Source organism: Pseudomonas sp. B21-031, from assembly GCF_024748985.1.
In the GTDB taxonomy this organism is placed as follows: Bacteria; Pseudomonadota; Gammaproteobacteria; order Pseudomonadales; family Pseudomonadaceae; genus Aquipseudomonas; species Aquipseudomonas kermanshahensis.
This window is the reverse complement of the sequence record NZ_CP087181.1, coordinates 3,463,921-3,487,733: the sequence shown is the minus strand read 5'-3', so window position 1 is coordinate 3,487,733 and position 23,813 is coordinate 3,463,921. Positions and strand designations below refer to the sequence as shown.

At 55.8% G+C, this 23,813-nt stretch carries 17 protein-coding genes and 1 pseudogene; 4 read left to right on the top strand and 14 right to left on the bottom strand.

Features of this window, described 5'->3' with window-relative positions:
* Window positions 1–43 precede the first annotated feature (43 nt).
* From LOY53_RS15310 to LOY53_RS15300, 3 genes are read left to right on the top strand one after another with little or no spacing between them, the layout of a single operon-like run.
* Entirely contained in the window at window positions 44–934 is an 891-nt protein-coding gene (locus tag LOY53_RS15310; protein WP_252824665.1) for a LysR substrate-binding domain-containing protein, read from the top strand.
* A gap of 15 nt (window positions 935–949) precedes the next feature.
* The gene (gene thrC, locus LOY53_RS15305; RefSeq protein ID WP_258702897.1) at window positions 950–2,338 is read left to right on the top strand and encodes a threonine synthase; all 1,389 of its coding nucleotides are present in this window, start codon (window positions 950–952) and stop codon (window positions 2,336–2,338) included.
* On the top strand, window positions 2,335–2,772 hold the full coding sequence (locus LOY53_RS15300; protein WP_027596349.1) for an Lrp/AsnC family transcriptional regulator: 438 nt from the start codon (window positions 2,335–2,337) through the stop codon (window positions 2,770–2,772). Before thrC ends, LOY53_RS15300 begins: the two co-directional genes overlap by 4 nt.
* A gap of 196 nt (window positions 2,773–2,968) precedes the next feature.
* Here the strand turns inward: LOY53_RS15300 and LOY53_RS26915 are convergent, their stop codons facing one another.
* The 3 genes from LOY53_RS26915 to LOY53_RS15290 all read right to left on the bottom strand — a co-directional run bounded on the left by LOY53_RS26915 (window position 2,969) and on the right by LOY53_RS15290 (window position 6,187).
* A complete protein-coding gene (locus LOY53_RS26915; protein ID WP_408981304.1) occupies window positions 2,969–3,484 on the bottom strand; it encodes an Imm15 family immunity protein in 516 nt (171 codons plus the stop codon).
* A 403-nt stretch (window positions 3,485–3,887) separates the two neighbouring features.
* On the bottom strand, window positions 3,888–4,337 hold the full coding sequence (locus LOY53_RS15295; RefSeq protein ID WP_258702896.1) for a hypothetical protein: 450 nt from the start codon (window positions 4,335–4,337) through the stop codon (window positions 3,888–3,890).
* Between the two features lie 2 nt (window positions 4,338–4,339).
* Window positions 4,340–6,187, bottom strand: coding sequence for an RHS repeat-associated core domain-containing protein (locus tag LOY53_RS15290; RefSeq protein ID WP_258702895.1), 1,848 nt, complete (start codon window positions 6,185–6,187; stop codon window positions 4,340–4,342).
* Window positions 6,188–6,202: 15 nt separating this feature from the next.
* On the opposite strand from LOY53_RS15290, the gene LOY53_RS15285 reads away from it, so the two are divergent.
* A complete protein-coding gene (locus tag LOY53_RS15285; protein WP_172960366.1) occupies window positions 6,203–6,433 on the top strand; it encodes a hypothetical protein in 231 nt (76 codons plus the stop codon).
* A 344-nt stretch (window positions 6,434–6,777) separates the two neighbouring features.
* Here the strand turns inward: LOY53_RS15285 and LOY53_RS15280 are convergent, their stop codons facing one another.
* The 11 genes and pseudogenes from LOY53_RS15280 to LOY53_RS15230 all read right to left on the bottom strand — a co-directional run bounded on the left by LOY53_RS15280 (window position 6,778) and on the right by LOY53_RS15230 (window position 23,599).
* Complete coding sequence (locus LOY53_RS15280; protein WP_157765560.1) at window positions 6,778–7,173, bottom strand: hypothetical protein; 396 nt, start codon at window positions 7,171–7,173, stop codon at window positions 6,778–6,780.
* A gap of 6 nt (window positions 7,174–7,179) precedes the next feature.
* Window positions 7,180–9,882, bottom strand: a complete 2,703-nt coding sequence (locus LOY53_RS15275) for an RHS repeat-associated core domain-containing protein (RefSeq protein ID WP_258702894.1) — start codon at window positions 9,880–9,882, stop codon at window positions 7,180–7,182.
* Between the two features lie 394 nt (window positions 9,883–10,276).
* Window positions 10,277–10,747, bottom strand: coding sequence for a LysR family substrate-binding domain-containing protein (locus LOY53_RS15270; RefSeq protein WP_258702893.1), 471 nt, complete (start codon window positions 10,745–10,747; stop codon window positions 10,277–10,279).
* 34 nt (window positions 10,748–10,781) lie between these two features.
* A pseudogene (locus tag LOY53_RS26910) lies at window positions 10,782–11,174 on the bottom strand (LysR family transcriptional regulator); the annotation flags it as partial.
* Window positions 11,175–11,674: 500 nt separating this feature from the next.
* On the bottom strand, window positions 11,675–11,938 hold the full coding sequence (locus LOY53_RS15260; protein WP_258702892.1) for a PAAR domain-containing protein: 264 nt from the start codon (window positions 11,936–11,938) through the stop codon (window positions 11,675–11,677).
* 66 nt (window positions 11,939–12,004) lie between these two features.
* Window positions 12,005–12,529, bottom strand: coding sequence for a hypothetical protein (locus tag LOY53_RS15255; protein ID WP_258702891.1), 525 nt, complete (start codon window positions 12,527–12,529; stop codon window positions 12,005–12,007).
* Window positions 12,529–15,471: an RHS repeat-associated core domain-containing protein gene (locus tag LOY53_RS15250; RefSeq protein ID WP_258702890.1), complete on the bottom strand. Its 2,943-nt coding sequence runs from the start codon at window positions 15,469–15,471 to the stop codon at window positions 12,529–12,531. Before LOY53_RS15250 ends, LOY53_RS15255 begins: the two co-directional genes overlap by 1 nt.
* A gap of 47 nt (window positions 15,472–15,518) precedes the next feature.
* Window positions 15,519–15,722 (bottom strand): PAAR domain-containing protein, encoded by a 204-nt coding sequence (locus tag LOY53_RS15245; RefSeq protein ID WP_258704174.1) that lies wholly within the window; start codon window positions 15,720–15,722, stop codon window positions 15,519–15,521.
* A gap of 74 nt (window positions 15,723–15,796) precedes the next feature.
* Window positions 15,797–16,243 (bottom strand): hypothetical protein, encoded by a 447-nt coding sequence (locus LOY53_RS15240; protein ID WP_258702889.1) that lies wholly within the window; start codon window positions 16,241–16,243, stop codon window positions 15,797–15,799.
* A 10-nt stretch (window positions 16,244–16,253) separates the two neighbouring features.
* Window positions 16,254–20,861, bottom strand: a complete 4,608-nt coding sequence (locus LOY53_RS15235) for an RHS repeat-associated core domain-containing protein (protein ID WP_258702888.1) — start codon at window positions 20,859–20,861, stop codon at window positions 16,254–16,256.
* Window positions 20,858–23,599: a type VI secretion system Vgr family protein gene (locus tag LOY53_RS15230; protein ID WP_258702887.1), complete on the bottom strand. Its 2,742-nt coding sequence runs from the start codon at window positions 23,597–23,599 to the stop codon at window positions 20,858–20,860. Before LOY53_RS15230 ends, LOY53_RS15235 begins: the two co-directional genes overlap by 4 nt.
* Between the last annotated feature and the right edge of the window lie 214 nt (window positions 23,600–23,813).

Here is a 23,813-nt window from a genome sequence, read left to right as displayed (position 1 = left end):
CGGTTCATGATGCACGGATTCAACTGTGAACGAGGTCGTGTCGATGAAGCAAAAATCCCTGCCGCCGCTCAACTGGCTGCGGTCGTTCGAAGTGTCGGCACGCGCCTTGAACTTTACCCACGCGGCGGAGGAACTGCACCTTACCCAAGGCGCGGTAAGCCAGCAGATTCGGCAACTCGAAAGCCACCTGGGCGTGGCCTTGTTCAAGCGCTTGCCCAGGGGCTTGGGCCTGACCGAAGAAGGGCAGTCGTACCTGCCGGTGGTGCAGGATGCAATCAGCCGCCTGGCGGTGGGCACCAACGAGATTTTCGGCCAGCACAAGCGCGGCCCCGTGAAGGTGCGTGGCAGCCTGTCGTTTCTGCAGTACTGGCTTGCCCCGCGGCTGCCGGACTTCAGCCGCCAGCACCCGCAGATCGATATCCGCTACATCAGCAACCTCTGGGTCAAGGCGCCCGATGGCGAGGACGACCTGGAAGTGCGCTGGGGCAATGGCGAATGGCCTGGCCTGCATGCCCAACGCTTGACCTGGGACGTGTTGGTGCCGGTGTGTTCGCCGGCACTGATGGCGCGCTCGGCCATTCGCGAACCACGCGACCTCAGGCACCACCCGCTGCTGCATGTGCTGGGCTATGAGGAGGGCTGGGGGTATTGGCTCAAGCGGGTGGGCGCGGACGATGTCGATTATTCGCGCGGGCTGCAGTTCGACACCCTGGTGTCGACTATCCGCATGGCCGAGCTGGGGCAGGGGGTGGCGCTGGCGCGGTCCTCGGTGGTCGAGGACCTGCTCAGGGACGGCCAACTGGTCGCGCCGTTCAGCCAGCGCATCGAAGCGAGCGAGTCGTTTTACCTGGTACGCGAGCAGGGCCGCCCATTGCCGCCCGATGCCGCGCTGTTTTCTTCCTGGCTGGTGGCACACGCGCACCGGCCTTCGTAACCCTGTGGAGTTTTCATGCACTACGTAAGTACCCGCAACGGTGATGTACGGGCGGACTTCCGTGAGGTGGTGCTGTCGGGGCCTGCCGCTGATGGCGGGCTGTATGTGCCAGCACACTTGCCGGTGATCAGCCCGGAGGAGATTGCCAGTTGGTCATGGCTGCCGTTCGATGAGCTGGTCTGGCGGGTGATCGCGCCCTTCGTCGGCGATGCCATCGATGATCAAGCCTTGCGTGCGCTGCTCAGCGACAGCTACAAGGCCTTCAGCCATCGTGCCATCACGCCGCTGCAGCAGATTGGCCATAACGAATGGATCCTGCAGCTGTTTCATGGCCCGACCCACACCTCGAAGGACTTTGCCGCACAGCTTCAGGCGCGGCTGGTCAGCCACTTTCTCGAGCAATCGGGCGAAGCGGCGCTGGTGGTCGGGGCCACCAATGGCGATACCGGCATTGCCGCCATCGAAGCCTTCGCCTCCAGGCCGAAGGTGCGCCTGGCGATTCTTTACCCCCGCAACGAGATCCCGGCAGACCGCCTGGCCGCCTTGCAGGCGGGTGACCCCGCCAGTGTTCAACTGATACCCGTCGATGGCAGTTTCGATGACTGCCAGACCCTGGTGGCGCGGCTGTTCCGTGCTTGGCCGCTGGAAGGGTTGATACCGGTGTGTTTCAACTCCACCAACTGGGTCGGGGTACTTGCCCAGATCGTGTTCTACTTCCATGCGGCGCTGCAACTGGGGGGCGGCACCCGCCCGGTCGGGTTCAGTGTGCCCGCAGCGAGTTTCGCGGAGATCTACGCCGGCTTCATTGCACAGAAAATGGGCCTGCCGATCAACCAGGTGATCGTGTCGACCAACAGCAACGATGCCCTTCACCGGTTTCTGCACCGCAATCGCTACGCGCCGCATGCCAGCCAGCGCACATTGTCGCCGGCCATGGACTTCTCGCTCTATTCGAACCTGGAGCGCTTCATTTGGGAGCTGTACGAGCGCAGTGGCAGCAGTGTCGCGGCACTGATGGCGCAGTTCGAGGCTTGCGGTGAATTAAGCATCGGCAATGCGCAATGGCTTCAGGCACGGGTGTTGTTCGACTCTTATGCGGTGGATGAAGCCCAGGTGCGCCGCGAAGTCATCAAACTGCGCACGCAAGCCGCAGCGCTGGTCGACCCGCACACGGCTGTCGGCGCGCTGGCCGGCCGCATGCATCGACGCAGCCTGGGCGCACCGATGGTGACCCTGGGCCAGATTGCGCCGGCCAAGTCGGCTGCGCTGTTGGCGCAGTTGGGCGTGTGGGAGGGTGAGCTTGCACCGCAGCCCGTGGTGCAAGACGGGCCGCCAGCCTTGTGTAGAGGGGACCTGGATGGCTTGTGCCAGGCCCTGCTGGCAGCGCAGTCGAGGCCGGCATGAAACGCATCCTCGACCCGCTGGACGAGCGCATTCTTGCCGAATTGACTGCCAATGCGCGGATCGCCCATGCCGAACTCGGGGCCAAGGTGAACCTCTCGCGCAATGCGGTGCGCCAGCGTATCGAACGGCTTGAGCGCGATGGCGCGATACAGGGCTACACCGTTCGGCTGGGTGATTCCCGCCGCCCTTCATCGTTGATCAGCGCGGCGATTTTCGTCTATCGCTACGACCGCATGCGCGGGGACGACGTGCTGGCCAAATTGCGCACCTTACCTGAAGTGATCCAGTGCGAAGTGCTTAGCGGCGAGTTCGACCTGATGCTGAGGGTTGCTGCGGCGACCCCGGAACGGGTCCACGCCGTCTGGAAAGAAATCGCCGGCATGCCGGGTGTTGAAAACACCGTTACCTCGTTTGTGCTCTCCGCTGTTTTTTAACCCTAGTTCTGTCCGGTGCCAGTACTAACGATATTCTTCGTATGCAGCTCACTACGGTTCTCTTCAGGCTTTGCTAGTAATGTATTTCGCTTGCTGTCGTTTCATATTGATATGGATCGTAGGGTATGAGCGAGTGTAGGTTCAGTGCCTTCAATGGTGGAGCATCATCTTGATGCTCCGTTCAAAGCAGATGTGGCTATTTAAGAACCGCAAAAACTCTAACTAGGTCTTCATTGCACGCCTCATCAAAAAAGCGACTTTCGTAGAATGAGAATATAGAGTCTAAATGGCATTTCTTAAATGCTTCTTTGATTGTATTCATCTCTGGCGAGTTTTTTTGTACGTTATGTGAGTGCAGTCGTTTCAAGAAGCTTGCTCTTGACTCTCTTGCATGTATGAAAAAATGTGGTATTGGGGGCTCTTCAGGGTTCGACAGGTTGAAGTCAGTAAAGCTTAATGCGAGAAATCGACTTTCGGTGCAAATATTGTTTTTTAGAGCGTATAGCATTGCCGAATTTAAAGTGAAGAAGGCAGCATTTATTAATATGTCTATAATGTCTGTGATCTGTAATTTTCGGATTAGTATTGATGTTTTTTTGTATCGAGATACAAGAGGGATCTCTTCAAATAACTCGTAATCGTCAAAAAATACACTTACTTCGTTCCAAGGTTCATTTTTGACTATTTCGTTGAATGTGTCTTGTAAGTTCATCGCTTTTCAATTCTCCACCCATGATCGTTTAGCCATTCTATCGCCTTTCTTGAAAATGTGACGTCCCCTTTGCCTTTGTCGTGAATGGATCCGTCTTGATTGTAATCGGATGAAATGGAGGTGATATTTAAAATGTTATTTTTTGTCGTATACATTGGGGTGATTTCTGTTGTTTTTTTAATAGTTATAGTGGCCATTATCCTGGTCGTTGAAGTGAGCGCCACGGTTTTGAGGATTGTTTTTCCGAAATCATGGCCGCCAGCATCACTTCTGATTAGACGGCCAATTTCGTCGTATTCGAAGGCTGTGATGCGATAACCATGGATACGGTGGTGTGTTTTCGTGTTTATCTCAACAGTTACTTCAGAAACCTGTCCTAGCCGCTATTTTGTTTTTAAAGATTTTATATTTGTTCTTTTGAAATGGTTGTTGGGGTAGGGGTTATTAAATTTTCTAATGACAGTTGTGCGTCATTCAGGTCAAGCATTATTGCACCAGTTTTTTTTGGCAAGTTATTAGGGTTAGAAAATAAAATATCAAGACTGTTTTTTATGGCTAAAGCGATTGTCGATATTTTTGTCTGGTGGATGATCTTGTTTTTGTGAATTATGCTTATATTTTTTTGGTCTTTCCGTAAGGTTATGAAGGGGGAGGCTTCAGTAGGTATGAATTCAAATTTTTTATTATTTTTAGATAACTCAATTACCCCGTCTATCAAGGAGGTTATGGAGATGTAAAGCATACATTTTCCTGACGCTATGCTCTTGTTGTCTAGGGTGAGGGATATTATTCCTTGATCTAATTCGTCCGCAAGACAATTGTTGTTGATACGACTTAAAGTGAAAACCATCATGACTACTCGCTCCTAACGGGAAAGACAGTTATAGTGCGATTATTATCGCTAGAGTCGAATACGCCGCGTACTCTGTCTCTTTTTCCGTTGACTTTCATTCTTTTCTCATAGGTTTGTATTCTTCGTTCGGGGGCGCTAATTTTAGTGCCTTGTTTAACTAGGCATTCACAAGCAGTTTGGATTTGGTCTTGCGTTGTTCCAGAAGGGAACAAATCGCCCGCTCCATTAAGAGCGTTGGTCCCGCTGATGTGCCTTTCATCAATATGTTGCCATCCTTCTTTTGAGTTGCCGGCGGGTATCCACGGTTTAGGTTGCTTCCTTCCAGCCAGCCCTATGGGGTCTGTCCATTGAACAGGATTGCTTGCGTAAAGATAAAAATTGTGACCGCCATCGAAGCCAATTGGATCTTTCGTGCCATAACGTCCTGTTATAGGATCGTAATACCTATGTCGATTGTAGTGTAGCTTGGTTTCAACATCGAAATATTGCCCCTGAAAACGCAGTGGATTACCGATATTTGCCCACTTAGCCTTATCGCTCTGTGTCTCTTTAGCTAAGCCCCAAGTCTTATACGTTCCGCTCCAGGCAATTTCCCCACCTCCATCAGTTAGCTCCATAGGGGTGCCTAGCTGGTCACATTGATACCAAGAGAAGGCATCAATAGGTCTGCGTGTCGGCTTATGTAGCCATACCGGATCCCGATCAATATCGTAGTGGTCGCCATACGTCGGTTGCGGCAGCAGATCCAAGCTGGTGTTGATCACTGCCTGCGCCACTGGAATGAACGTCCCCGGCTCGAACACGTAGTGAGTGGTACTCCCACCCCGTTCCTCTCGATCACGGCACTCCGTGGCAGGCGTATCGCCATCCCACGTGAACCACGTAAAGCCACACCCCAGCTCTTCGTCCCGCTGCCGACGCGCATTGTCGTTCCACACAGGCCCTGCCTGTGGGCGATCCCGGTACTTGGAGCGTGAGTGTTTGTACAGGCGTCGGCCCAATGCGTCATAGGCAAAGTCGACGATCAAGCGGTCGTCTTCATAACACCGCAACCGGTTGTAGAGGTCCCACACGAAGTGGCCGCTCTTGCCGTTTTCGATCCGCTCCAGCAGATTACCGCGCTCGTCATAGCGGTACTGCGTGCCACAGTAGCTGCGCAGCACGTTGTCGTTGACCTTGCGGGGGGAGTGCGGGTTCGGTCCCGGCGACGCTTCGGGGTCCAGTAGGTTGCTCGCCGGATCGAAGGCGAAAATTTCCTTGTTGTAGTTGTGGGTGGCTTCGAGGAGCCGGCCCACCGGGTCGTAGCGGTAGTGTGTGTCACCCCGATTCAGATCGGTGACGCGGGTGAGTTGGCCACTTTCGTCGTATCGGTAGTTGCGAGCTGCAATGCGCTTAGTGGCACCACGGTGTGCCAGGGTCTGTTCTAGCAGTTGGCCATTCGGGCTCCAGGTTTGACGCTGAATCAGGCCATTGCTTTGTTCACGGCCAATCTCGCGGTGCAAGTCGTCACGCTGGTAGCTGATCAGTTCACGATCATCGAACTTGAGGCCGAGCAGGTGACCGCTGCCATAGGTGAGCCAGCTGACGCGATGGCCATCAGGCCGTGTGGTGGCAACCCGTAGATTGAGGGCGTCGTACTCGTGGGTGAACACAGCAACCTTCGGCTGTCTCATGTACTTGAAGTGCTGGTGATCGCGGGTGTTGTTGCCCGCAAGATCGTAGAACCACTGTAGCTTGCAGTCCTTGTTCTCGGCGAGCAGCAGCCTGCCGTTGCTGTCGTAAGCGAAGGTTTCTGTCTCCCATTCTTTGCCACCGCGCTGGCCTGCGTTGCTCTCGACCAGCCGACCCATGGGGTCGTATTCGAATTGAGTGATGCGGTCACCGTCGAGGCGGCGGGTGGGAAGGTCGCTGCTGTTGTCGTAGAGGTAGTCGGTGACCTGCTTGTCGAAGCCGGTCTCCTTGATCAGGCGGCCTACGGGGTCGTACTTGAAACTGGCCTCGCTGTTGTTCTCGTTGCGCAGGCGTACGAGTTGGCCGAGCTTGTCCCAGTGGTAGGTGAGGGTGGTGTCGTTGGCGTTGTGGCGTTGATGGAGTAGGCCGGCCTCGTTGTAGTCCCAGCGGGTACGCCGATTCAGCGGGTCGGTGAAGCTGAGCAGTCGGCCTTCGGCATCGCGCTTGAAGCGTTCCTTGGTCTTGTCCGGGTGGGCGAGCGGTACGAGCTAGCCCGGCCCGTACTGCTATTTAGTCACATCGCCGATAGCGTTGGTCAGCCTGGCCAATTGCCAAAAGTCGTTGTATTTCCATTGCGTGGACTTGACTGTGAAATAGGTATGGCTGATCTTGCGCTCGTTTCCCGGCTAGGTAGAAATTTCGATCTGTTTTTAAAGAGCATACGTTGGTACTTACTGGCTTTGATAGGGCTGATCTTGAGTAAATGTTTTTAGCTGGGTGGAGGGTGGTCGGAGTGCGCTGTTTTTGATTGTTGTTCAGACAGTGTAATCCACTCTTGCATCTTGATTAAAATTTCACTTAGGTTTGTTGTTCCTCCGAAAATAATGGTTTCTGTTCCGTGGTCTGTTTTTTTTTCAACAACTGATATATCATGCTCATTTTCTTCGATTATTATCCGAATCAGTTTTTTGGATTTTAAGTTTAATGCCGAGAAGATGGGGTTTGCATTTCTAAAGGGTTGGCCATTTTTAAAGGTTGTATTATAAAAAGGAGTTATGTAGTGCGATGTGCTGCTTGTTGTTTTTGTGTGAGCGGCAAATGCGCTTTTGAAAAGCTCCTCAAGTTTAGTGTAAGTCTCGATGTTTGAAAGGAAGTCGTCATACATTTGCATTTACTCCTCAAAGGCGCTGCCAGTGATGATTTCTATATCTACTCGCTCACCTTTAGTATTTTTTACCTTGAACGACTGGCTTACTTGCGCGCTGACTCCGCCACATTTGCATGCATCGTAAATATAGCGTTCAGCTTTTTCAAAAGCGCCGCTTCTAATATCTAGATCTCGATTGTTTAATTTGCCTTTCAATTCTCTCAACATTCTTTGACCATCAGCTCCGGTTACGGGTGTGTCTTGGTTCCAAGAAACCGACTCTTCTAGTTTAGCCCCTTGCGCCTGAATGCGCCCTCTGTTTTTTGCTAAGCCAAATGGGTCTGACCAGTAAATGGGGTTGGGCGCGTAAGCATAAAGGTTTAAGCCGCCTGCGTACTTGATTGGGTCTTTAGTGATAAAGCGGCCTAGTTGTGGGGTGTAATAACGATGGCGGTTGTAGTGCAGGCCAGTCTCTATGTCAGAATACTGCCCTTGAAAGCGCAACGTGTTGCAAATATTTTTCTGCATTGCTTTATCACTGCAATTTTGCTCTGCCATCCCCCACACTTTAAAGGTTCCACTCCAAGCAATTTCCCCATCTACATCCGTGAGCTCCATCGGCGTGCCCAGCTGATCGCACTGGTACCAGGCGAACACGTCAATCGGTTCTGGCTTGGGTTCGTGCAACCAGACCGGGTCCCGGTCAATGCTGTAATACTCGCCATAAAGGGGCTGTGGCAGAAGGTCCAAGACAGTGTTGGTCACAGCCTGGGCTACTGGTACAAACGTCCCCAGTTCGAACACGTAGTGAGTTGTACTCCCACCCCCTTCCTCTCGATCACGACACTCCGTGGCAGGCGTATCGCCATCCCACGTGAACCACGTAAAGCCACACCCCAGCTCTTCGTCCCGCTGTCGCCGAGCATTCTCGTTCCACATTGGTCCTGCTTGGGGGCGATCCCGGTACTTGGAGCGTGAGTGTTTGTACAGGCGTCGGCCTAATGCGTCATAGGCAAAATCGACAATCAAGCGGTCGTCTTCATAACACCGCAACCGGTTGTAGAGGTCCCACACGAAGTGGCCGCTCTTGCCGTTTTCGATCCGCTCCAGCAAATTACCGCGCTCGTCATAGCGGTACTGCGTGCCACAGTAGCTGCGCAGCACGTTGTCGTTGACCTTGCGGGGGGAGTGCGGGTTCGGTCCCGGCGACGCTTCGGGGTCCAGTAGGTTGCTCGCCGGATCGAAGGCGAAAATTTCCTTGTTGTAGTTGTGGGTGGCTTCGAGGAGCCGGCCCACCGGGTCGTAGCGGTAGTGTGTGTCACCCCGATTCAGATCGGTGACGCGGGTGAGTTGGCCACTTTCGTCGTATCGGTAGTTGCGAGCTGCAATGCGCTTAGTGGCACCACGGTGTGCCAGGGTCTGTTCTAGCAGTTGGCCATTCGGGCTCCAGGTTTGACGCTGAATCAGGCCATTGCTTTGTTCACGGCCAATCTCGCGGTGCAAGTCGTCACGCTGGTAGCTGATCAGTTCACGATCATCGAACTTGAGGCCGAGCAGGTGACCGCTGCCATAGGTGAGCCAGCTGACGCGATGGCCATCAGGCCGTGTGGTGGCAACCCGTAGATTGAGGGCGTCGTACTCGTGGGTGAACACAGCAACCTTCGGCTGTCTCATGTACTTGAAGTGCTGGTGATCGCGGGTGTTGTTGCCCGCAAGATCGTAGAACCACTGCAGCTTGCAGTCCTTGTTCTCGGCGAGCAGTAACCTGCCATTGCCGTCGTAGGCGAACGTTTCGGTCTCCCATACCTTGCCACCGCGTTGGCCCGCGTTGCTTTCGACCAGCCGACCCATGGGGTCGTACTCGAATTGAGTGATACGGTCACCGTCGAGGCGGCGGGTGGGAAGGTCGCTGCTGTTGTCGTAGAGGTAGTCGGTGACCTGCTTGTCGAAGCCGGTTTCCTTGATCAGGCGGCCTACGGGGTCGTACTTGAAACTGGCTTCGCTGTTGTTCTCGTTGCGCAGGCGTACGAGTTGGCCGAGCTTGTCCCAGTGGTAGGTGAGGGTGGTGTCGTTGGCGTTGTGGCGTTGATGGAGTAGGCCGGCCTCGTTGTAGTCCCAGCGGGTTCGGCGATTCAGCGGGTCGGTGAAGCTGAGCAGTCGGCCTTCGGCGTCATGGTCGAAACGGTCCTGAGTCTTGTCGGGATAAACCACACGGCTCAAGTGGCCCGCTTCATAGTGATATTCGGTTACCTCGCTGGCAGCGTTGGTGAGCTTGGCCAGTTGCCCGAACGTGTCGTACTTCCACTGTGTGGTCTTGCCCGAGCAGTCCGTGTAGCTGGCCAGCTGTCCGTCGCCGTTGTACGCCAGCTTCTTCTCACCGCCGTTGGCATCAATGATGGCGATGGGCAGATTGTCGCTGTTGTAGGTGTACTGGGTCTTGTTCTCCAGCGGGTCGATGGCTTCGATGATGTTGCCGCGCTGATCGTAGTCATAGCGCCATAGCCCACCCTCTGGATCTCGTGTTTTGAAACGCTGGTCGAGATCATCGTAGGCATGGTGGATCGACGTGCCGTCCGGTCGGGTGTGCTGCAGCAGGTTGCTGCGCTCATCGTAGGCATAGTGGTCGATACTGCCGTCGCGATGTACGTGTTGGACCACATTCATCGCATCGTCGCGGAAAAACCACTCCTGGACGTCCGTTGGCGTCGATTGAGGATGTGCCCGCATTCAGCGCTCGCAGCAGCACAAGCGCAGCAAACAATGCGGAACACGCCCTCACCGGATTGATGACCGCGCCGTGCTCACAAGACGTTAAGCAGAAATCCCCTACAACTAGTCCCGTAGTCTTCTGGCATGAGTGCGCCGCAATCCAGCGACGAAGGTTCTATCGAGCGCCGAGACCCAAAACGCGGCAAGACAAAAAGGGCATGTTCGATGCTTACTCCGGCAACGGCCCACGCTCAGACGCAATTGGTTTGAACCAGATACCAATTGTCTGACCGGCAGCATCCGTGGAGAAAGACGCTTCCATTGAATCCCGTGAACAGTTGTCGCAAGAGGTTTCATCCACGATGCTGCTTCGGTCTGCGGCAGACCTATACCCTCGGATTACTGCAAAGATTCAGTGTGGCGTGGCTGCAATCCGCTGCGCTCGATGGATAAAACGCGCCAGGGGTGTATCGGGTTCGTACGCTGCATAGAGAAGATGCTTCGATACCCGGACAGGTTCGCCAGCGAGTGGACGCAGCACGATGCCTTGGGTGTCACGAGCACCCAGCTGCGCCGCGCAGCTAAGTCCCACGGCATAACCCGCCGCGACCAGCGAGATCAGCATTTCCTGGCTACTGGCCTGTGCGGCCACCGTTAGTGGTGATCCAGTGCCGGCCAGCAACGACGAGACCTGCTGATGCAGCCCGCTTTGAAGTTCGGGATGGAACAGCACAAGGGGGCAGGCCGACAGCTCGGCCAAGGGCACATGCTTGTGGGCCAGCAGTGGATGCCGGGGCGGGAGGGCGACAACCAGTTCGGTCTGCCACAGCGGTTCGCTCGAAAGGCCATTGCGGTTCGCCAGGCAAACAGGCAAAGCCGACATCGAACAGGTTGTGTTGCAGGCCTTTGAATTGTTCGGCCAGAGGGACTTCGCACAGCTGCAGGTGGATGTCGGGCTCTTCCTCACGGCAGCAGGCCAAAAGCGCCGCCAGGCGCTTGGGCAGGATGCCATCGGACAGGGCGATGCGCAGTGTCGCCAATGACCCGGCAGCGGCGGCTTGTGCGCTGCTGCGCGCCTGACCCACCAAGGCGAAGATGCGTGGGGCTGATTCCGCCAAAGCGGTACCAGCAGGTGTCAGGTGCGTACCGATGCCGGCGCCACGTTCGAACAGAGTGACGCCGAGGTCGTGTTCTAGGTCACGGATGGTTCGGGAGAGCGGGGATTGCTCTATGTGGAGGCGATCGGCGGCACGAGTGAAGTGGCGTTCTTCGGCGACGGCGAGGAAGCATTGGAGCTGACGCGGGTTCATTGTGCGCCTCCAGAAAGCAGCAACCACTGGAGAGGACGCGCATAGCTTGAACGGTCTTTGTGGGAATGGTTGCTGAGAGTGGCCTTGGAAGGCGGCTTGACTACGAACATGTTGCTCCGGCTGCGATGAGTGCAGGTGGACGGCTGCCTGCGCTGCAAAGCATGACATTGTGGAGCGGATGCGCTCAACGTCTCGGAGCAGCCAGAAAGATGGCGGTCGGCGGACCTAGGCTTGGAAAGCGAAGGCGCTGATATCTGTGTATTCGGCAGGTAGGCGGCGGTGAAGATGGCGGATCTTGCAGGCCAATGGCTCCAAGCTTTCGGCGCACCGTAGGACAGATACTCTTCTGTTTGAAGTCCATCGTCGTGTCGCCTTCCATCGGAGCACGAGTACTGACGTAACGCCGTACAGGCCAATCAGGCTTTGATCGCAGGTCGGAGCGGCGGCAACAGACATACTGCAGGGATGTCTGTTGCCGCCGCTCCATTTGCCGAGTTGGCTCAGCTATGGACGCTGCCGTGTGATGCGCTGGCAATCAAGCTTGCCCCGCAGGCAGTCTTCATACCGTCGAGCGCGACGGGCACTCCGTTGACGCGGTAGGTATCACTGCCCTCAATGATGGGGAATTCACCTTTGCATCTAGGGCAGAAAACCATGTTGCCTTTGCCGGCCATAGGTTTGCCGTTGAGGTTGGTGTGAGGGATGGAACCAAGAATTTTTCCGTTATGGTCAGTTGTGTCTCCAAGTCTTGCGACGGCTTTCATGATAAGGAACTCCCATTCAATAGCTGGTGTGCTATCAGCTTGGACGTTGGTGGCTTGGTGTCATTTTCATAATGCGGGCCTGTAGCCATCTTCACTATTTTTTTTCTGGTAAATTCCTGTCCTTAGGAAACGGTGCCATTGCTTCCCGCAGGCAAGAGCGCCATCCGTCCAGAAGTGGTTTTCAATGATGTCTCCGTGGCAAGTCTTAACTCCAGTGTGTGCAAGTTTATTGAGTAGCTTTCTTAACTCTTTATTGACTATCCTGGAAGTCGGGGAGGGGTCTGCGCTGTAGCGACTTGCTCCGAGGGCAAATTCATCTTCCCCTCCAAACTGTATTGTTACGAAATTTATGCGCTGCTCTCTTAGTACTTCGGATTGTTGTAATTCCCGGATCTTTGAGTCGTTTGACTTATGCCCAAGTAATAGGTCCAGTTTTGAAGCTGCTATCCACGAGTTATCATTGTCCATGGAGAGTGGTTGGTACCTGGCTTCAGGGCTGTATGCACCATAAAGCGTCAGGTTGGTGCTCTTGATTAGCTCTTTGTTGAGGTGAATGAGCTCGTTAAGCTTTATGAAAATGTTGATGTCCATCACTTCTTATCCTTGCAGGGACAGTATGCGCGAAATTGGACTTCGACTGGAACGTCAGCGCCCTGTGTTTTACTGCGCAAATCATCCATCGCTAGAGCCTCGCGCTTAACTGGTTCGCCATTGACGTAGGTTCGGCCCACCTGGCCATAGATTAGCTTGCCGTCACCCTCTTCAAAGATAATATCAGCACGCCTTCCGCCTTTGTGTCCACCTGGGGTGGGAATCAGAGTCTCCTTGAGAACGCCTCCGCCTGCGAGAACTCTACCTCCGTTGGCTCTGACTTCTCTACCCCACGCCGCGATGACTTCGTTATGTGGACCTTTCCCGCCTGGGACCGGCCCGCGTGGTGCCAGCCCTAACGGATCAATCCAGTGAACAGGATTTGGAGAATACTGATAAAGATTAGTTCCGCCAACGAGGCCAATTGGATCCTTGCTTATGAATCGACCCACTGCAGGGTCATAGAAGCGGTAACGACTGTAGTGCAATCTGGTCTCAGTATCATAATACTGGCCTTGGAAGCGAAGTGGGTTCTGAGCCGCTGGTGCTGGTTCTTTGCTGCTTGGAATCGGTTCGGACAGCCCCCACGCTTTAATGATTCCTTTCCAAGTAATTTCTCCATTTGCATCAGTAAGCTCCATGGGGGTGCCCAGCTGATCGCACTGGTACCAGGCAAACGTATCAATCGGCCGTGGTGTTGGTTTGTGTTGCCAGACCGGATCCCGATCAATGCTGTAATGATCACCATAGATGGGCTGTGGCAGAAGCTCCAGCGTTGAGTTAGTAACAGCCTGGGCTACAGGTATGAACGTCTCCGGCTCAAATACGTAATGAGTGGTACTCCCACCCCGTTCCTCTCGATCACGACACTCCGTGGCAGGCGTATCGCCATCCCACGTGAACCACGTAAAACCACAGCCTAGCTCTTCGTCCCGCTGCCGCCGCGCATTTTCGTTCCACACAGGCCCTGCTTGGGGGCGGTCCCGGTACTTGGAGCGTGAGTGTTTGTAGAGGCGACGACCCAGTGCGTCGTAGGCGAAATCGACACTCAGCCGGTCGTCTTCATAGCGCCGTAGACGGTTATAGAGATCCCATACAAATCGACCCTTTTTGTCATTCTCGATCCGCTCGGCCAGGTTGCCGCGCTCGTCGTAACGGTACTGCGTGCCGCAGTAGCTGCGCAGTACGTTGTCGTTGATCCTGCGCGGTGAGTGCGGGTTCGGTCCCGGTGGCGCGTCGGGGTCCAGCAAGTTGCTCGCCGGGTCGAAGGCGAAAATTTCCTTGTTGTAGTTGTGGGTGGCTTCGAGGAGCCGGCCCACCGGGTCGTAGCGGTAGTGTGTGTCACCCCGATTCAGATCGGTGACGCGGGTGAGTTGGCCACTTTCGTCGTATCGGTAGTTGCGAGCTGCAATGCGCTTAGTGGCACCACGGTGTGCCAGGGTCTGTTCTAGCAGTTGGCCATTCGGGCTCCAGGTTTGACGCTGAATCAGGCCATTGCTTTGTTCACGGCCAATCTCGCGGTGCAAGTCGTCACGCTGGTAGCTGATCAGTTCACGATCATCGAACTTGAGGCCGAGCAGGTGACCGCTGCCATAGGTGAGCCAGCTGACGCGATGGCCATCAGGCCGTGTGGTGGCAACCCGTAGATTGAGGGCGTCGTACTCGTGGGTGAACACAGCAACCTTCGGCTGTCTCATGTACTTGAAGTGCTGGTGATCGCGGGTGTTGTTGCCCGCAAGATCGTAGAACCACTGCAGCTTGCAGTCCTTGTTCTCGGCGAGCAGTAACCTGCCATTACCGTCGTAGGCGAACGTTTCGGTCTCCCATACCTTGCCACCGCGTTGGCCCGCGTTGCTTTCGACCAGCCGACCCATGGGGTCGTACTCGAATTGAGTGATGCGGTCACCGTCGAGGCGGCGGGTGGGAAGGTCGCTGCTGTTGTCGTAGAGGTAGTCGGTGACCTGCTTGTCGAAGCCGGTCTCCTTGATCAGGCGGCCCACGGGGTCGTACTTGAAACTGGCTTCGCTGTTGTTCTCGTTGCGCAGACGTACGAGTTGGCCGAGCTTGTCCCAGTGGTAGGTGAGGGTGGTGTCGTTGGCATTGTGGCGCTGATGAAGCAGTCCGGCTTCGTTGTAGTCCCAGCGGGTTCGGCGATTCAGCGCGTCGGTGAAGCTGAGCAGTCGGCCTTCGGCGTCATGGTCGAAACGGTCCTGAGTCTTGTCGGGATAAACCACACGGCTCAAGTGGCCCGCTTCATAGTGATATTCGGTTACCTCGCTGGCAGCGTTGGTGAGCTTGGCCAGTTGCCCGAACGTGTCGTACTTCCACTGTGTGGTCTTGCCCGAGCAGTCCGTGTAGCTGGCCAGCTGTCCGTCGCCGTTGTACGCCAGCTTCTTCTCACCGCCGTTGGCATCAATGATGGCGATGGGCAGATTATCGCTGTTGTAGGTGTACTGGGTTTTGTTCTCCAGTGGGTCGATGGCTTCGATGATGTTGCCGCGCTGATCGTAGTCATAGCGCCATAGCCCACCCTCTGGATCTCGTGTTTTGAAGCGCTGGTCGAGATCATCGTAGGCGTGATGGATCGATGTGCCGTCCGGTCGGGTGTGCTGCAGCAGGTTGCTGCGCTCATCGTAGGCGAAGCGGTCAGTGCTACCGTCGCGATGGACGTGTTGTACAACGTTTTTGGCGGTATCGCGGAAGAACCATTCCTCGTTCTTGTCGGGATGGCTGATGCGATAGGGATAGCCAAGGATGTCACAGAAATGCTGGGTTTCATTGCCGTTGGCATCTACGATGTGGGTCAGGCGGATGTTCGGGTCCCATACCTTCCGTTTGAAGCCCATTCTCGTGCCGCGCTCCATCGGTACACGTACATTGCCGCTATGGAGAACAGCCTGATCAGCTCTCAATTTTAGGTTGGGAGTGGCGGCAACAGACATACTGCTGGGATGTCTGTTGTTCGCCTACCCTCGCTGGGTCGTTTGACTCAGCGATGGACGCTGCCGTGTGAAGCGCTGGCGATCAGGCTGGCGCCGCACGCGGTCTTCATGCCGTCGAGCGCAACGGGGATGCCATTGACGCGGTATGTGTCACTGCCTTCGATGATTGGGAACTCGCTTTTGCATAGAGGGCAGAAGACCATGTTGCCTTTGCCTGCCATTGGTTTGCCGTTAAGGTTCGTGTGTGGGATAGATTAAATAACCATGCCGCCATGGCTTGTTTGGTCGCCTCGTCGAACGATTCTGGTCAAGATGTAAGTTCTCCCTATGTATTTTCAATTGTCGGTTGTGGATTTTTTGGGCTTAAAAAATCATCTAGCCCAGCTGATAGGTCGTTCAGGTATCTTTCCTTGCTTGTTATTTCTTTGTTTTTTTCGGCTCTTTCGAGTATTAGTAGAAAGCATTCGCGTATATATTTGGCGATGGTTGTTTTTATTTCGTCGGTTGTTTGGTTCTTCCATTCGCTTTCGGCTATTACAATGTCTGCCGTTATTGAGTTGTGTTTGCTGGAGTGTCTGACTTTGCTCACCCCTGGTGGTTCGAACTTCCATATTGAGCCGGACGTTCTCAGGACTAGGCCGATTTCCTCAATTTTCTGGAAATACTCACCCTGTAAAGAATTTGTGAGGCAGTCGGTTAGGTTCCTCTTGATGGGGTGAACCTTTTTATCCGAGGCCGAATCGCCATACTGTGCGCCTATGGTAATCTTCATGATAATTCCTCTATTTTCGTCTTTTGCCGGCCCAGGGTTCCTTATTGTCTGGACCTGGGAATCGCTCTACGAGCCTTCGCTCTCTATTTATCATCTCTGCACGGGGGCCGCTGCGAAGTGGTCTTATTTTCCCCCCGTTTAGCTCGGCTGAAGTATATCTTGTGTTGTGGTCTTGGGATATTCCCCACTTCCTAAAGTTGTCGTCTCTGTCGTAGAGTGCATATAGAGTCGCAGGGGCTGTGCTGTCTCGGCTGTTGCCGTGAGTCGTATTTGAAGCTGATCGTTTGGGGCCTCCGTCGAATGCAAAGGTTCCGTCTGCGTTTCGAAGGCGCCCATCGTCAGTTCTAATTTGGCCCTCGCATGGACATGGCTTGCGCTGGAGTCCGAGTGGATCGATCCAGCTGATGGGGTTGGGCGAATAAGTGTAGAGATTAATGTCGCCCGAGAAACCGATAGGATCCTTTCCGGAGTATCTTCCGGGTTTTGGATCGTAGTAGCGATGTCGGTTGTAGTGTAGTCCTGTTTCAGTGTCAAAGTATTGGCCTTGAAAGCGCAATGGGTTGCGAATTTCTGCATTTTTTCCATTTTTGCTTACTTTCTCTTCAGCCATGCCCCAGCTTTTATACGTCCCCAGCCAAGCGGTGTCACCACATGAGTCGGTAACCTCCATAGGGGTGCCCAACTGATCACACTGATACCAAGCGAAGGTATCAATTGGCATTGGTATTGGTTTGTGCTGCCACACTGGGTCTAGGTCAACACTGTAATGATCGCCATAGAGGGGCTGAGGTAGCAGGTCCATAACAGCGTTGGCTACAGCTTGGGCTACCGGTACGAACGTCCCCGGCTCGAACACGTAGTGAGTGGTACTCCCACCCCGTTCCTCTCGATCACGACACTCCGTGGCAGGCGTATCGCCATCCCACGTGAACCACGTAAAGCCACACCCCAGCTCTTCGTCCCGCTGTCGCCGAGCATTCTCGTTCCACATTGGTCCTGCTTGGGGGCGATCCCGGTACTTGGAGCGTGAGTGTTTGTACAGGCGTCGGCCTAATGCGTCATAGGCAAAATCGACAATCAAGCGGTCGTCTTCATAACACCGCAACCGGTTGTAGAGGTCCCACACGAAGTGGCCGCTCTTGCCGTTTTCGATCCGCTCCAGCAAATTACCGCGCTCGTCATAGCGGTACTGCGTGCCACAGTAGCTGCGCAGCACGTTGTCGTTGACCTTGCGGGGGGAGTGCGGGTTCGGTCCCGGCGGCGCTTCGGGGTCCAGCAGGTTGCTCGCTGGATCGAAGGCGAAAATTTCCTTGTTGTAGTTGTGGGTGGCTTCGAGGAGCCGGCCCACCGGGTCGTAGCGGTAGTGTGTGTCACCCCGATTCAGATCGGTGACGCGGGTGAGTTGGCCACTTTCGTCGTATCGGTAGTTGCGAGCTGCAATGCGCTTAGTGGCACCACGGTGTACCAGGGTCTGTTCTAGCAGTTGCCCATTCGGGCTCCAGGTTTGACGCTGAATCAGGCCATTGCCTTGCTCTCGGCCAATCTCGCGGTGCAAGTCGTCACGCTGGTAGCTGATCAGTTCACGCTCATCGAACTTGAGGCCGAGCAAATGACCGCTGCCATAGGTGAGCCAGCTGACGCGATGGCCATCAGGCCGTGTGGTGGCAATCCGCAGGTTGAGTGCGTCGTACTCGTGGGTGAACACGGCGACCTTCGGCTGCTTCATGTACTTGAAGTGCTGATGCTCGCGGGTGTTGTTGCCCGCCAGGTCATAGAACCACTGCAGCTTGCAGTCCTTGTTCTCGGCGAGCAGTAACCTGCCATTGCCGTCGTAGGCGAACGTTTCGGTCTCCCATACCTTGCCACCGCGTTGGCCCGCGTTGCTTTCGACCAGCCGACCCATGGGGTCGTACTCGAATTGAGTGATACGGTCACCGTCGAGGCGGCGGGTGGGAAGGTCGCTGCTGTTGTCGTAGAGGTAGTCGGTGACCTGCTTGTCGAAGCCGGTCTCCTTGATCAGGCGGCCCACGGGGTCGTACTTGAAACTGGCCTCGCTGTTGTTTTCGTTGCGCAGACGTACAAGCTGGCCGAGCTTGTCCCAGTGGTAGGTGAGGGTGGTGTCGTTGGCATTGTGGCGCTGATGAAGCAGTCCGCCTTCGTTGTAGTCCCAGCGGGTACGCCGATTCAGCGGGTCGGTGAAGCTGAGCAGTCGGCCTTCGGCGTCATAGTCGAAGCGGTCCTGAGTCTTGTCGGGATATACCACACGGCTCAGGTTGCCCGCTTCATAGTGATATTCGGTTACCTCGCTGGCAGCGTTGGTGAGCTTGGCCAGTTGCCCGAACGTGTCGTACTTCCACTGTGTGGTCTTGCCCGAGCAGTCCGTGTAGCTGGCCAGCTGTCCGTCGCCGTTGTACGCCAGCTTCTTCTCACCGCCGTTGGCATCAATGATGGCGATGGGCAGATTGTCGCTGTTGTAGGTGTACTGGGTTTTGTTCTCCAGTGGGTCGATGGCTTCGATGATGTTGCCGCGCTGATCGTAGTCATAGCGCCATAGCCCACCCTCTGGATCTCGTGTTTTGAAGCGCTGGTCGAGATCATCGTAGGCATGGTGGATCGACGTGCCGTCCGGTCGGGTGTGCTGCAGCAGGTTGCTGCGCTCATCGTAGGCATAGTGGTCGATACTGCCGTCGCGATGTACGTGTTGGACCACATTCATCGCATCGTCGCGGAAGAACCACTCCTCGTTGCCGTCGGGGTGGACGATGCGGTAGGTGTAGCCTTGAAGGTTGTAGTAGTGCTTGGTTTCGTTGCCAAGCGCATCCGTCACGTAGGTAAGACGGATGTTCTTGTCCCACTCAAGTCGTACTTCGTGGCTGCCATCGTCTGCCCACTCGTGAATGGCTTTGGCGTCAGCCCCCTCGCCGAGCCATTCTAGGTTCATGGCCCGCCCAGTACGGTCGGTGTATCGAGTGATCAGGTGGTGTTGATAGGTGTAGCCCCACTGTCTGCCATGCTCATCGCGTGCGGATACGAGATCACCGTCTGCGCTGTAGTCATATTCGGCCAATTGCCGTAGCGATTCGCCGTCGTTCATCAGCCATAGGCTGGCAATGCGTCCGCTTGGATCAAGACGGGTATGGATGTGCTGATGGACCTGGTCGTTCTGATAGGTCAGTAGGTCCGACAGGACATGAGTACCCTTGTGAAAGTGCTCGTAATGGAGAGCGATTCTAGCGCCGCCACGGTGGCGTATTGCGATAAGACGGAAGACGTTGCCGATGCGCTCATATTGCTCTTCAACCCGATGCCCACAGGCCAGCGACAGGGTCCGTTCGCTGGTACGGACGAGTACTATTTCCTCAATAGGGTCATGATGGAATTTTCCGACTTTGGGCAGCGGATAGTTATGCGAACGGCCATCGGAAGCCTGATAGCAAAGGGCGTCATCGGTGATTTCAAAGTGCACGGTGAAGGGGGATATCCACCGTGCACCCAGTGGGCCGCTATCGAGCGCAGACTGACTGGATCGGTAGTTGCGCACCCACGAAACTGGAAACGGTCCAGGGAGAGTAAAGTCGGTATGGATAAGCTGTTCCGAGCCCTTTGCAAACGTGATGCTTTTTCCCGTGCAAGGGCATGTGCCGTTCTTCGCGGGTTTTGGCTCATTCCTCGGACCAGGCTGTCTGTTGACCGCACCCAGCTCATGTTGGCGGCTAACACCTTTGGCTTGTCTGATTCCAGTTGGCGGAACGCTGCTGTTGAGGTGGGTGCGCTTGCGTTGAGCGGCCTTGGCCAGCATGGTCAACAGATAGGCAATGCTATGCTCGGTGTTTGCATTACCGAGGTTCTTGAGGCTTTGCTCAACCTCGGTAGCCAGTTGCCTGAGTAGTCCAACGTACTTGAAGCCAATGGCTTTTATGTAGGGCGGTATGATCTGGGATAACTGGTTGAGAGTGGCAACGGTAGCCACTTCAATGGGTAGCGTTGCATGCTTTGCAAGCTGCTCCAGTAAGGAAAGGTCCTCGCCTTTGGCGGCTGGCTTGTGCTTCAGCTGCCCCCTCAGGAAGTCGTCAACGCCGCTGGCAATCGTAAGCATGATTGCCTTGCCTCTTTTCCCGCATTCCGCAAGTAGCTCAGACAATGCGGCTTGAGCATGCATGACGAAATTTTCCAGTTCGCCGAGGATTGTCGCGTTGAGGTGCCCGGTTAGTACGGTAATCAGTGCTTCACCGAGTGCTGCTTTGGGGTTGGCCTTGACCTGCTGTTTGACCAGGTGCAGGGCAGGTCTGAGGCTTTTTCTAGCAAAGGCCATTGTGGGTGGAATTGGGATTATTCCAATCAGATTTATCCCGAGGCTGACCCAGTCGAGTACGTTTTTGTCCTTGCTTTCTGTGAGTACGATAATGTCGCCAACGGCGTCTACCGCCGCCATGATGTTGTTGGCGATAGGGATGAACTCTGCGACGGTTTTCAGATCAGCGAGGGTCAGTCTGTTTTCGCTGAGTTGCCTTAGCCAGAGGTCGACAGTATTTGCTCCCTCTTCTATGTCTTCCGGGGGAATTTCTCTGATAGGGGCGACGGCCGTTTCGTGCGGACGAGCAGCTGGTGCCGTAGTCATAGTCTTGGTTTCCCCAAGGTGGCGGTGGCCGAGGTTTTCAGCTCGTCAGTGACGGGGTTCTTCAGGGATTGACTGAGCAGTCCATCGGCGCCTGAGGAATTGAGTGCGGCAGCGTTCGAGAGAATCGCTTTTGCAACCTGCTCAACTGCCTTGGTTGCAAGCTCAGCGGTTGTTGAGCTCGAAGCGGTTTCGCTGGCTTCTTTGATTTCACTCGCTGGCGACCAGGTGTCAGTCGGGTCCTTCCCCAGCGTCACCTTGGCCGGTCCGGAGGCGAGCCCTGCCACGCTGGCGAAGCCTTCGCTGTCCAGTTTTCCTGTGAACACCCTGCCGAGTGCATCTTCGACGCGGTAGTCCGCCATCTCGTAGGCATGGCGGCTCGCATAATGCTGAAACAGCTCCAGATTGCCCTTGCCTGCTTTCGGCTCTTCGGGAAACGCTGCTGCTTCGCTTTTCGAGCCTTTGTAGATGAAGCCGGTGGCATGAGCCGTGTACTCGCCGGCTGTGGCGTGCAGGATCCCGCCCGCGTTGTAGGTCGTACTGCTGCCGCCGGCCTGGATGACCAACTCCTCCTTGGCGCTGAGGGTGATGCGTTCGGCGGTGACGCTGACCTTGAGCTTGGCTAGGAGGTTGATGTTGTCCTTGAGCGCTTTCAGGTCTATGTCGCCGGAGGCCGCGACTAGTCGCCAGCCCATGCTCTGTACGAACTGCCGTACGCCCCGACTGGCACTGATCAGCAGGCGTTTGCCAATGGCCATGCTGGTGTGGCCGCCGGTGCTCAGGCCCAGGTGTTCGCCGCTGGCGATGTGGGTGGATTGCGGTGTGGTAGTGGCGATGCCGGTTGGGCTGGCAATCACCAGTTGCGGGTCGGCCAGCTCGGGGAAGCGGTTGGCTTCAGGGTTGCCACCGCTGCCGCGAATGGCGTCGTGCTGGGCCTTGAGGGCTTCGCCCACCTCATCCTGATCGCCGCCTTCCTGGGCCAGGTGATCGCGGGCTTCACTGGCGAAGGTACTGTGGTACTCCTGGGCGACCTTCAGGCGCTCGGCGGTTTCGACGAGGTCCGTATGGTGTTCACTGGCGCGAGCACGCATCTCGGTGGTCAGCAGCAGGCCACCGCCGGCGCGTAGCACGCCGTGGGTATCAGTGCGCAGCTCGAAACCTTGCCCACGCGGCTTGCCGCCAAAGAGACGAGGATGGGTGAGGTAACCGAGGTTCAGTGCCGAGTGGTCGTGGTCACTCATCAACGCCGCGCTGATCTGCCCGGTGGTGTCGTCCAGGCGCAGTTCGTTGTGGCGCTTGCCGTGGTGCTCCTTGCTGCGGATCGGACTGAGTGCCTTGAACTCAGGCAGCCGGTACGGCGGGCGGTTGACGATGTGATAACTGCGCCCGGTGATCATCGGCTGATCGGGGTCGCCGTTGAGGAAACTGACCACCACTTCCTGACCAATCCGGGGAATGGCCATGTGGCCCCAGGTGGCGCCGGCCCAGGCTTGAGTGACCCGCACCCAGCACGAGCTTTTCTCATCGTCCTGGCCGAGACGGTCCCAGGGGAATTGCACGCGCACACGGCCGTGCTCGTCGCAGTAGATTTCCTCACCGGGTGGCCCGACTACCTTGGCCATCTGCGGGCCTTCGATTACCGGTTTGGGGCGGGCAGGGGCGTGCCATTCGACCACTGCCGGGATCAAGGTCGCAGTGAGGGTGTAGGACGTGCCGACTTCGGCTTCGGCAGCATCCTCTTCCAGTGCCGCAAACTGGCGGCCCTTGTGCGTAATGCGCAGGGGGCGCCAGAGGATGTTCATGTCCTCGCGGGCGTGGCCGGTCAGCTCGAATGCAATACCCGGTTGCAGGCGAGCATCATCGCCTTCGACTTCGGCCACGCGGGCATCGCCGAACAGGGCAGTGACTTTGGTCTGGGTGAACGGCTTACCGGCATTGTCGTGCTTGTAGCGGCCAGGGTAGTCGTAGCGTTCGTAGTCGTTGCTTTGATTGCCCATGTCCTGAGGGAACATGGTGTGCTCATGGTTGTAGCGTGGGTGGGTGAAGGTGTAGTCGCGCTGGACCTGCTTGCTGGTGCGTACCTGTTCGCGGTAGGCGAAGTGGCGCAGGCAGGGTTGCTGCTCCATGCCGCCGCGGTTGGCGACATACAATACTGGCTCGCCTTCCAGGCTACCGAAATTGCTGATGTGATCCGTCTGGATCACCACGTGGTTGGCTGCGCTGTGCTCGAAGGTGCAGATCAAGCCTTCCTCGGCCGACAGGCGCCAGAAGAAACCCAGGTCCAGGTCGCCGGCCTGGACGCAGAATTCGCGGTTCTGGTGTGGGTTGATCACGTACTGCGTCAGTGTTCCCCACTGGCGCTCGCGGAACAGTTCCTCTAACAGCTGCGGGACCGGGCGGTGCTGGAAGATGCGCCAATCGGACTGCAGGCCTGCGCGGGCCAGTTGTGGCTCGATCACGGCGCGGTAGCGAGTGCGGCGGTGGCCGGTTTTGCCTTGTTCGAAACTGCTGATCAGGCCGTGGACATGGCGCACGGGTTGCTGCTGTTGCCAGATGGTCAGCACGGCGGGTTGGTCGAGAAGGGTGGCGAAGTCGGCGTCGTCGGCGAAGCTGACCAGTTCGACTTCCAGGCGGTACAACTCGCTGACTGCTTCGGTCAGTTCGAACGACACCACATCAAACGCTATTGCCTCATCGGCGGGTGTGCTGAAGGTGAATTGCACATCATTCAAGTTGCTCATGCGAACTCCTGCTGTTCATCCTTTCGGGCAGGTTCATGGGGCCGAACGCGTATATAGAACGCGCGGCATCAGTGCACTCAAGACCGTAGCGAGGAATCCATTCCAGGTCGCCGTTATCACGTCCTAAAAAGTTGTAGGAAGTTTCTCTAAATGCGGCGCTATTTATTTTTATTGGCATAACCGTACTCGCCGTGCCTATAGGTACGGTGGCTGT

Coding starts and splice junctions, on each gene's coding strand:
- LOY53_RS15280 (WP_157765560.1), bottom strand. CDS start 7,173: ATGTATGACGACTTCCTTTCAAACATCGAGACTTACACTAAACTTGAG.
- LOY53_RS15250 (WP_258702890.1), bottom strand. CDS start 15,471: ATGTCTGTTGCCGCCACTCCCAACCTAAAATTGAGAGCTGATCAGGCT.
- LOY53_RS15235 (WP_258702888.1), bottom strand. CDS start 20,861: ATGACTACGGCACCAGCTGCTCGTCCGCACGAAACGGCCGTCGCCCCT.
- LOY53_RS15310 (WP_252824665.1), top strand. CDS start 44: ATGAAGCAAAAATCCCTGCCGCCGCTCAACTGGCTGCGGTCGTTCGAA.
- LOY53_RS15260 (WP_258702892.1), bottom strand. CDS start 11,938: ATGAAAGCCGTCGCAAGACTTGGAGACACAACTGACCATAACGGAAAA.
- LOY53_RS15300 (WP_027596349.1), top strand. CDS start 2,335: ATGAAACGCATCCTCGACCCGCTGGACGAGCGCATTCTTGCCGAATTG.
- LOY53_RS15255 (WP_258702891.1), bottom strand. CDS start 12,529: ATGGACATCAACATTTTCATAAAGCTTAACGAGCTCATTCACCTCAAC.
- LOY53_RS26915 (WP_408981304.1), bottom strand. CDS start 3,484: ATGAACTTACAAGACACATTCAACGAAATAGTCAAAAATGAACCTTGG.
- LOY53_RS15295 (WP_258702896.1), bottom strand. CDS start 4,337: ATGATGGTTTTCACTTTAAGTCGTATCAACAACAATTGTCTTGCGGAC.
- LOY53_RS15290 (WP_258702895.1), bottom strand. CDS start 6,187: ATGGGTCGGCTGGTCGAGAGCAACGCAGGCCAGCGCGGTGGCAAAGAA.
- LOY53_RS15230 (WP_258702887.1), bottom strand. CDS start 23,599: ATGAGCAACTTGAATGATGTGCAATTCACCTTCAGCACACCCGCCGAT.
- thrC (WP_258702897.1), top strand. CDS start 950: ATGCACTACGTAAGTACCCGCAACGGTGATGTACGGGCGGACTTCCGT.
- LOY53_RS15275 (WP_258702894.1), bottom strand. CDS start 9,882: ATGCGGGCACATCCTCAATCGACGCCAACGGACGTCCAGGAGTGGTTT.
- LOY53_RS15240 (WP_258702889.1), bottom strand. CDS start 16,243: ATGAAGATTACCATAGGCGCACAGTATGGCGATTCGGCCTCGGATAAA.
- LOY53_RS15270 (WP_258702893.1), bottom strand. CDS start 10,747: ATGTCGGCTTTGCCTGTTTGCCTGGCGAACCGCAATGGCCTTTCGAGC.